Source organism: Mesorhizobium sp. M7A.F.Ca.CA.004.12.1.1 (genome assembly GCF_003997835.1).
Taxonomy (GTDB): Bacteria; Pseudomonadota; Alphaproteobacteria; order Rhizobiales; family Rhizobiaceae; genus Mesorhizobium.
Window position 1 is genome coordinate 1 of sequence record NZ_RZRK01000219.1, and the last position, 8350, is coordinate 8350.

5 protein-coding genes are annotated in these 8350 nt (G+C 64.4%); all 5 read left to right on the plus strand.

Annotated elements, in window-relative coordinates; translation table 11 throughout:
* A partial coding sequence (locus EN984_RS13890; protein ID WP_127383789.1) for an efflux RND transporter periplasmic adaptor subunit occupies nt 1-1050 on the plus strand: 1050 nt, incomplete at its 5' end.
* 4 nt (nt 1051-1054) lie between these two features.
* Complete coding sequence (locus tag EN984_RS13895; RefSeq protein ID WP_127271112.1) at nt 1055-4198, plus strand: efflux RND transporter permease subunit; 3144 nt, start codon at nt 1055-1057, stop codon at nt 4196-4198.
* Nucleotides 4199-4210: 12 nt separating this feature from the next.
* Nucleotides 4211-5701: an efflux transporter outer membrane subunit gene (locus EN984_RS13900; protein ID WP_127271114.1), complete on the plus strand. Its 1491-nt coding sequence runs from the start codon at nt 4211-4213 to the stop codon at nt 5699-5701.
* A 163-nt stretch (nt 5702-5864) separates the two neighbouring features.
* On the plus strand, nt 5865-6947 hold the full coding sequence (locus tag EN984_RS13905) for a histidine kinase dimerization/phosphoacceptor domain -containing protein (protein WP_127269636.1): 1083 nt from the start codon (nt 5865-5867) through the stop codon (nt 6945-6947).
* Nucleotides 6948-7161: 214 nt separating this feature from the next.
* On the plus strand, nt 7162-8043 hold the full coding sequence (locus EN984_RS13910) for a DMT family transporter (RefSeq protein ID WP_127269637.1): 882 nt from the start codon (nt 7162-7164) through the stop codon (nt 8041-8043).
* Nucleotides 8044-8350: the final 307 nt, after the last annotated feature.

Genomic DNA, 8350 nt, shown 5'->3' on the forward strand with positions numbered 1-8350 from the left:
GCCGAGGTGCGCCCGCAAGTGAACGGCATCATCCAGCAGCGCCTGTTCAAAGAGGGCAGCGAAGTTGCTGCGGGACAGCCGCTCTACCTGATCGATCCGGCAAGCTACAAGGCAGCCTATGACAGCGCGGTCGCCGCCCAGCAGAAGGCGCAAGCGGCGGTGCCGACTGCGCAGGCCAAGTTCGACCGTTATGCAGGGCTTTTGAAACAGAACGTTGTTTCCAAACAGGATTATGACGATGCCGCCGCCACGCTGGCGCAGGCGCAAGCCGATGTCGCCTCGGCCAAGGCCAGCGCCGAGACGGCGCGCATCAGTCTCGACCGCACCTCGATCACGGCGCCGATCGCCGGCCGCATCGACAAGTCCACGCTGACGCCCGGCGCGTTGGTGACCGCCAACCAGGACACTGTGCTGACCACCATCCGTGCCCTCGATCCGATCAATGTCGACGTCACGCAATCGAGCACCAACCTGCTCAATCTGCGCCAGGCGATCTCGGAAGGGCGGCTGAAGTTCAGCGGCCCCAATGTCAGCGTCAAGCTGAAGCTCGAGAACGGCACCATCTACACGCAGACCGGCAAGCTGGAATTCGCCGGCGCCAATGTCGACCAGACCACCGGCACCTTCGCGCTCAGGGCCGAATTCCCCAATCCCGATCGCTTGCTGCTGCCCGGCATGTATGTGCGGGCGCTGGTCGAGGAGGGCGTTGCCCAGAACAGTTTCCTGGTGCCGCAGCGCGCCGTCAGCCGCAACACCAAGGGTGAGGCCACGGCCATGGTCATCAATGCGCAGGGCAAGGTCGAGACGCGGGTGCTCGCGGTGCGCAACAGCGTCGGCAACAACTGGCTGGTGGATTCGGGTGTCGGCGACGGTGATCGTGTCATTGTCGAGGGCATGCAGCTGGTGCGCCCCGGCGGCGATGCGACGGGCGTTGAGGTGACGATCGACGAGACGACCGGCGAGGTCAAGGATCGCGGGCAGGGCACGTCCGCCGCACCGGCCGCGTCCAACGCTGCCAAACCGGCTCCTGCCGCCGCGACCGGGAACTGAGGCGATGTCCGTATTCTTCATCAACCGGCCGATCTTCGCCTGGGTGATCGCCATCGTGATCATGCTGGGCGGGCTTCTGGCGCTCACCTCACTGCCGATCTCGCAATATCCGCAGATCGCGCCGACGACAGTCAACATCAGCGCCACCTATCCGGGCGCCGACGCGCAGACGGTCGAGAACTCGGTGACCAAGGTCATCGAGCAAGGCATGACCGGCATCGACAATCTGGACTACATGACGGCGACGTCGACCTCGACCGGTTCGGCCTCGATCACGCTGACCTTCACCACCGCAGCCGATCCCGACACCGCCCAGGTGCAGACGCAAAACAAGCTTCAGCTGGTGCAGTCGCAGCTGCCGCAGGTGGTGCAGAGCAATGGCATCACCGTCTCCAAATCCTCGACCGGCTTCCTTATGGTCATCGGCTTCGTCTCGACCGACGGCAAGATGAACTCGACCGATCTCGCCGACTATGTCGACGCCACCGTCAACGACACGCTGAAGCGCGTCGAAGGCGTCGGCTCGACGCAGCTGTTCGGCTCCGGCTATGCCATGCGCATCTGGCTCGATCCGGACCAGCTCGCCAAGTATGCCCTGATGCCGAGCGACGTGGCGACCGCCATCGAGGCGCAGAACACGCAGGTTTCTGCCGGCCAGCTCGGCGGCCTGCCGGCGCGCAAGGGCCAGCAGCTCAATGCCACGGTGACGGCCAAGAGCCGGCTGCAGACCGCCGAACAGTTCCGCAACATCATCCTGAAGAGCCAAACCGATGGCTCGCTGGTTCGCCTCAACGATGTCGCCACCGTCGAACTCGGCGCCGAAAGCTACACGACGCAGGCCAACTACAACGGCAAGCCCGCGGCCGGCGTGGCCGTCAATTTGGCGACCGGCGCCAACGCCATCAACACCGCCGAAGCGGTGCGCTCGACGATCGCCCGGCTGAGCTCGACCTTCCCGCAAGGCGTCGAGGTCGTCTATCCCTACGACACTTCGCCTTTCGTGCGGCTGTCGATAGAGGAAGTGGTCAAGACGCTGGCCGAGGCGATCGTGCTGGTGTTCCTGGTGATGTTCATCTTCCTGCAGAATCTGCGGGCCACCATCATCCCGACGATCGCCGTGCCGGTGGTGCTGCTCGGCACGTTCGGCGTGCTGTCGCTGTTCGGCTATTCCGTCAACACGCTGACCATGTTCGCCATGGTGCTGGCCATCGGTCTGCTCGTCGACGACGCCATCGTCGTCGTCGAGAATGTCGAGCGCGTGATGCAGGAGGAAGGCCTGCCGCCGAAGGAGGCGACGCGCAAGTCGATGCACGAAATCACCGGAGCGCTGATCGGCATCGCCACCGTGCTTTCGGCCGTGTTCGTGCCGATGGCTTTCTTCGGCGGCTCGACCGGCATCATCTACCGGCAATTCTCGGTGACCATCGTCTCGGCGATGGTGTTGTCCGTGCTGGTCGCCCTTGTGCTGACGCCCGCACTTTGCGCCACGATCCTGCGACCGCCCAAGGACCATGCGACGCAAACGGGCCCGTTCGGCTGGTTCAACCGGGTCTTCGATCGCGGCACGCTTGCCTATCGCGACGGCTCGCACGGCATTATCAACCGGTCCTGGCGCTTCCTCGCCGTCTTCCTGGCCATCGTCGTTGCCGTGGGCTGGATGTTTGCCCGGCTGCCAAGTTCGTTCCTGCCGGAAGAAGACCAAGGCATCCTGATCACCAGCGTGTCGCTGCCGGTCGGCGCGACGCAGGATCGCACGGAGCGGGTGCTGGCAGAGGTGACCGACCATTATCTCAATCAGGAGAAGGACGTCGTCGACGGGGTGTTCACCGCTTCCGGCTTCGGCTTCGGCGGCGCAGGGCAGAATGTCGGCATTGCTTTCGTGCGGCTGAAGGACTTCGACCTGCGGAAATCGCCGGCTTCTGCCGCGCAGGCAATCGCCGGCCGGGCGATGGGCGCGTTTTCGAAGATCAGGGATGCGCAGGTCTTCGCGCTTGCGCCTCCCGCCATCCAGGGCTTCGGCAACACCAACGGCTTCGATTTCTACCTGCAGGATGTCAACGGCGCGGGCCATGACGCGCTGATCCAGACGCGCAACCAGCTTCTGAACCTGGCCGGGCAGAACAAGCTGCTCGCCAACACGAGGCCCAACGGGCAGGAAGACCAGCCGCAATTCTCGGTCGACATCGATCAGGAAAAAGCCAGCGCGCTGGGCGTCAGCCTGGCCGACATCAACAACACGCTTTCGACCGCCTGGGGCAGCGATTACGTCAACGACTTCATCGATCGCGGGCGGGTGAAACCGGTCTATCTGCAGTCGGACCCGAACTTCCGCATGCAGCCGGAAGATCTGGACAAATGGCAGGTCCGCAACGCCAGCGGGGCGATGGTGCCGTTCTCGGCCTTTGCTTCCAGCCATTGGACATTCGGTTCGCCCAGGCTCGAACGCTACAATGGATCGGCGGCTGTCGAGATCCAGGGCGCGGCGGCCACGGGCATCAGCTCGGGTGCCGCCATGGACGAGATCGACAAGCTGGTGGCGCAGCTGCCGGCCGGCTATTCCCACGAATGGACAGGGCTGTCGCACCAGGAGAAGCTTTCCGGCAACCAGGCGCTGTCGCTCTATGCGATCTCGGCCCTTGTGGTGTTCCTTTGCCTGGCAGCACTCTATGAGAGCTGGTCGATCCCGTTCGCGGTCATGCTGTCGGTGCCGATCGGCATCTTCGGCGCGCTGCTGGCGGCAAGCCTGTTCGGCCAGTCCAACGACGTCTATTTCAAGGTCGGCCTGCTGACCACGATCGGTCTCGCGGCCAAGAATGCCATCCTCATCGTCGAGTTCGCCATCGAGCGGCAGACCGCCGGGATGGGGCTCGTCGAGGCGACGCTGGAGGCAGCACGACAGCGGCTGCGGCCGATCCTGATGACGTCGCTGGCCTTCATCCTCGGCGTGTTGCCGCTGGCGATTGCCAGCGGTGCGGGCTCGGGTGCGCAGAACTCCGTCGGCATCGGCGTGATGGGCGGGATGATCGCAGCGACGGTGATCGGTGTCTTCCTGGTGCCGCTGCTGTTCGTCACCGTGCGGCGCATCTTCAAGGGCAGGGCGGCCAAACCAGATACGGGCGAGACGCCGGTGACGGCCAACCAGCAATAAGGACAACTTCACATGACAGGTTTGGAACGTGGCTCGGTGGCCGCGAGGCGGCTTCTTGCGCCTATGATTACCGCTGTCCTGCTCGCGGGATGCGTCGTCGGTCCGGATTATCAGACGCCCATATTGGCGATGCCAGCAAGCTGGAGCGGCCACAAGCCGACAAAGCCTGCCCAGCCGGCGCAACTGTCAAAATGGTGGCAGCGGCTGCGCGATCCCGAGCTGAACACGCTTGTCGAGGAAGCGGTTGCCGGCAATCTCGATGTCGCCACCGCCAAGGCAAAAATCCGCGAGGCGCGCGCCAGCTACCGCCAGAGTGCCGGCACGTTGCTGCCGTCGGTCGACGGCTCCGGCTCGGCCACCCGCAACAAGTCAGCCGAGACCACATCAGGCTCTGACGCCACCTACAGCGAGTACCAGGCCGGCTTCGATGCAAGCTGGGAACTCGACCTGTTCGGCGCCAACCGCAGAGGCGTCGAGGCCGCGCGCTACGGGCTGGACGCCTCGCAGGAGGAACTGCGCTCGACGCTTCTTACCCTGGTCGGCGATGTCGCTTCCTATTATACCCAGGCGCGCGGCTACCAGGCCCGCATCGCGCTCGCCCGGCGCTCGGCCGCGTCGCAAAGGCAGACCGCCGAACTTACCCGCACCATGGCGCAGGCGGGCACGGCGACCGCCGCCGATGTCGCCAAGGCGATGGGGCAGGCAGCGAGCACCGAAGCCGCGGTGCCGACGCTGGAGGCAAGCTATGCCCAGGCCGTGCATCGTCTCGCCGTGCTGGCCGGCCGGCCGCCTGCCTCGCTCAGCGAGCGGCTGAAGCGGGTCGCCCCGATCCCTGCACCACGCCTGCCGATGCCCACCGGAATTCCCGCCGACCTCTTGCTTTCGCGACCCGATTTGCGCATGGCGGAACGCCAATATGCGCAATACACCGCCAAGATCGGCCAGGCAGAGGCCGCCCGCTATCCCTCGGTCAGCCTGACGGGAGACATCAGCACGGCGGCGCTGAAGCTTGGCGATCTCGGCAAGAATTCGTCGATCGGCTGGTCGTTCGGGCCGACGCTCAGCGTGCCCTTGTTCAATGCCGGTCAATTGCAGGCGGCCGTCGAGGTCGCCAAGGCGCAGCGCGATCAATATTTCATCGCATACCGGTCTTCGGTGCTGACGGCGCTCGAGGATGTCGAGAACGCGCTTGTGCTGTTGTCGCAGGAGCGCATCCGGATCGGCAAGCTCGCCTCTTCGGCGAAATCCTATGGCGATGCGGCGCGGCTCGAAGGCACGCTCTACAAGGCCGGCGAGACAAGCCTTCTCGATGTGCTCGACGCCCAGCGCTCGCTCTACTCGGCCGAGGACTCGCTGCTGCAAAGCCGCGTCCTGCTGGCGACCAACTACATCGCCCTCAACAAGGCGCTCGGTGGCGGCTGGGATGGCACGGTGGACAGTGCCAAGCCTGAGATCGTCGACGTCAAGACCGGGCCAAGGCTGGCGTCGAAGCCGGCCTCGTGAGCGGTTCCCTGGGCCTCGGTCAATTTCGACGCGGCTACGCAGATTTCGAGATTGTGCGACACACCACTTGTGACGGCGCGTGAAATGCCGCCTCGTGCTTTGGCGATGGCGGGGAGATCGCATCGCTGTTATTGATGGTGATCACACAGCACAGGCGCCGCAGATGACATCCGATACACAGAAGGCCGAAGCGGTCGGGCAGCTGCTCGAAACGCCGGACCTTGCCAGCGCGCTGGAAAGCGAACAGTTCAAGAAGTTCCTCGACCAGGTACCGATCGCCATTGCCGTCTCGGATCTCGGTTCGAAGGAGCGTGTCGTCTATGCCAATCCGGAATTCGAGAAACTGTCCGGCCTCAAGGCGGCGACGCTCGCTCGGCAACACTGGGCGGCGCTTTCCGGCACCGGCCTGCACAAGCAGAAGGACCGGCCGCTGTTCGAGGTCGTGGTCGAGGACACCGATTTCATCGGCACGTTCCGGCTGGAGCGGACAGAAGACCAACCGGCGATCGTCGACGTCTATTCCAATGTCATCGAGGACGACAATGGCAAGGTCTGCTTCCGGCTGGTGGCGCTGGTCGACGTCTCGGCCCATGGCGAAACGGAGGATGCGCGATCGCTCGATGAGCGCATCCGCGAGAAGGACACGCTGCTGCGCGAACTGCAGCACCGGGTAAAGAACAATCTCCAGATGATCACCGCACTGATCCGGATGGAGACGCGCAACGCGGCCGAACCGGATCAGAAGCGTTTCGAGCGGCTGGCAGGTCGCGTCGATGCGCTGGCGATCCTCTACCAGACGCTGTCGGGGGACTATGACAAGGATGAGGTCGATCTTGGTGTCTATCTCAGCCAGATCGCGTCGGCGGTGATGAACTCGCATGCGGTCGAGGGCATCCGCCTCGACATGAAGGTCGACACCTATCCGGTGTCGATCAACGTCGCCATGCCGACCGGGCTGGTGGTGAACGAACTTTTGACCAATGCGCTCAAACATGCCTTCCAGGGGCGCAACGGCGGCACGATCACCCTGCACAGCGTGGTTGACGGCGATGGCTGCCGCATCGTGATCGCCGATGACGGCATTGGCCTGCCGGAGGGCGAGAGCTGGCCCAAGCGCGGCAAACTCGGCGCGCTGATCGCCCGCTCGCTGACCGAGAATGCCAAGGCGGAGTTCGACGTGAAGTCGAGCGCTGGCGAGGGCACTAAAGTCACCATCCTCTTCAAGCGCTCGGCTGCCACCGCCTGAAGCGTGTCGTTGCGGTCTGGCACCTACAGGATCATCTCCAGCTATTCTTGTGCGCCGCGGCAATGAACGCTCCGCGGTCCGGGAGACTCATAGGGTGCCTGCAGTCCTTGCCCTAGCGAGCAGTTGCCGCTGCCTCACGACAGGCCGGCTGGTTCGTCCTAACTCCACACCGTCAGGCGGTTTCTGCCCTGGCATCGGGGAAGGACAAAACCAAGTGACATCGACGCCGGTTGCCAGTCGCCAAGCGGCGCCCCTGCCGGTCGCAGCACTGATGGGCGCTATGGTGTCGATCCAGATCGGCGCCGCCTTCGCCAAGGGCCTGTTCCCGCAGATCGGCGCGCAAGGCACGACAACGCTGCGGCTGGTCATCGGTGCGCTGATGCTGATCGCGGTGCTGCGGCCCTGGCAGATGCGGCCCTCGCGTGCCACTCTGCCGTGGCTGGTCGCCTATGGGGTGACGCTTTGCGCGCTCAACCTCCTGTTCTACGCAGCGCTGGCCAGGATTCCGCTCGGCATCGCGGTGGCGCTGGAGTTTACCGGCCCGCTTCTGGTGGCGACCTTAAGCTCGCGGCGCGCCAGCGACTTTGCCTGGATCGCGCTGGCGGTGGCCGGCATCCTGCTGTTGTCGCCCTTCGTTCATTCCCTCGCGCCGCTTGATCCGATCGGGGTGATGCTGGCGCTGGCGGCCGGCGGCTTCTGGGCGCTTTATATCGTGCTGGCCCAGAAGGCCGGCGCGGAGCTTGGTACCCGCACCACTGCCTACGGCATGGCCATCGCCGCCGTGCTGGTGCTGCCCTTCGGTATCGCGCAGGCGGGATCCGCGCTGCTGTCGCCGTCGATCCTGGTCAGCGCGCTGCTGGTCGGCCTGTTTTCCAGCGCGTTGCCGTTCTTTCTGGAGATGGTGGCGCTGACCCGCATGCCGGCGCGCATCTACGGCACGCTGACCTGCCTGGAGCCGGGGCTGGGTGCACTGGCCGGCTTCCTGTTCCTGCACGAGAGCCTCACCACCACGCAATTGGCCGGGATCGCAGCCGTTGTTGTCGCCGCCTTCGGCACGGCGCTGACATCACGGCCGCCGGTGCCATCGCCGGAGTAGGGTGGCGCGATTCGTCGGCACTGGGTATTTTCGAGTAATCCGAAATTCAACCAGCCCAATCCACGAAATTAAGCCAATCCTTGTCCATGACGGCACTGGAATTGTCACCTGGCGCACAAGTATTTCCGGCTCTGGACAGACCGTGATCTGGTCCCATACGGTGCGTGTCGAAATGAAGACGCGATTGTAGAAAAGGCCGGTTGCCCCTTGCAAAAGAACGTCTTCTCATCGGCGGATCTGCCGCCGCATCTGGATCATCGCGCACGCTTCGCGCTCTGGCAGGACATCCATGTCGCCGAGATATGGT